Source organism: Paraburkholderia phymatum (genome assembly GCF_040965635.1).
GTDB classification, from domain to species: domain Bacteria; phylum Pseudomonadota; class Gammaproteobacteria; order Burkholderiales; family Burkholderiaceae; genus Paraburkholderia; species Paraburkholderia phymatum_B.
Genome location: NZ_JBFRCH010000100.1, coordinates 1 through 1,233, shown reverse-complemented (window position 1 = coordinate 1,233; position 1,233 = coordinate 1). Strand labels below are relative to the sequence as shown.

The window sequence follows — 1,233 nt, the reverse complement described above, 5'->3', positions numbered from 1 at the left end:
TCGATCAACTGCTGGCGCAGGTACAGAACAAGGATGCCGAGTCGATTCTGGGCGAATCGGGCCTGGCCGGCCAACTGAAGAAGCAACTGGCCGAGCGCATGCTCGCTGCTGAGCTGTCTCACCACCTTGAGAGCGAAGCTGAGCAAGGCAAGGATGGCAATCATCGCAACGGGACGAGCCCCAAGACGGTGATCACGCCCAATGGCGAACTGAAGCTGGACATTCCGCGTGATCGGCAAGCCACGTTCGAGCCGCAACTGGTGGGCAAATATCAACGCCGGCTGCCTGGCTTCGACGATCACGTGATTAGCATGTACGCCCGCGGCATGAGCGTGCGCGAGATCCAGGGCCATTTGCTGGAGCTGTACGGGCTGCAAGTATCGCCCGATCTGATTTCAACCGTCACCGATGAGGTGCTGGCCGAAGTCGAGCAATGGCAGCAACGTCCGCTCGAGGCGATGTATCCGATCGTCTATTTCGATGCCCTGCGACTGAAGATCCGCGACGAAGGTACGGTCAAGAACAAGGCGGTGTACCTGGCGCTGGGCATCCGCGCCGACGGCCGCAAGGAAGTGCTGGGCCTGTGGATCGAACAAACTGAGGGCGCCAAGTTCTGGCTGAAGGTCTTCAACGAACTGAAGAACCGCGGCTTGCACGACATCCTGATCGCGGTGGTCGACGGCTTGCGCGGATTCCCCGAAGCGATCGAAGCGGTGTATCCGGCCGCACAGATCCAGACCTGCATCGTGCATCTGATCCGCAATTCGCTGAATCTGGCGAGCTGGAAGGACCGTAAGCCGTTGGCTGCCGCTCTCAAGCCCATTTACCAGGCCGCCACCGCGGAAGCCGCAGCGGCGGCGCTTGAAGCGTTCTCTCAGAGCGAATGGGGCAGGAAATTCACCACGGTCACAGCGATGTGGCAGCGCCAATGGGAGCAGGTCATCCCATTCTTCGCCTATCCACCGGAAGTGCGCAGAATCATATACACGACCAACGCGATCGAGAGCATGCACATGCAGTTGCGCAAGATCGTCAAGAATCGCGGCCACTTCCCCAGCGACGAAGCGGCCAGCAAACTGCTGTATCTGGCCTTGCGCAACATCGAAAAGGATTGGAAGATGCCGCCTATCACCTGGCGGCAAGCAGTCAATCAGTTCGCCATTCTGTTCGGCGAGCGATTCACGAGCGCCATGAGCTGAGATCTTTTAACCCGACCTCAGCACACGAAATTCC

1 protein-coding gene is annotated in these 1,233 nt (G+C 59.1%); it reads left to right on the top strand.

Annotation, left to right across the window (positions count from 1 at the left end; all coding sequences use genetic code 11):
• Positions 1 to 1,199 (top strand): IS256 family transposase (locus tag AB4Y32_RS40325; protein WP_439899907.1); only part of this gene is annotated, 1,199 nt, incomplete at its 5' end.
• Between the last annotated feature and the right edge of the window lie 34 nt (positions 1,200 to 1,233).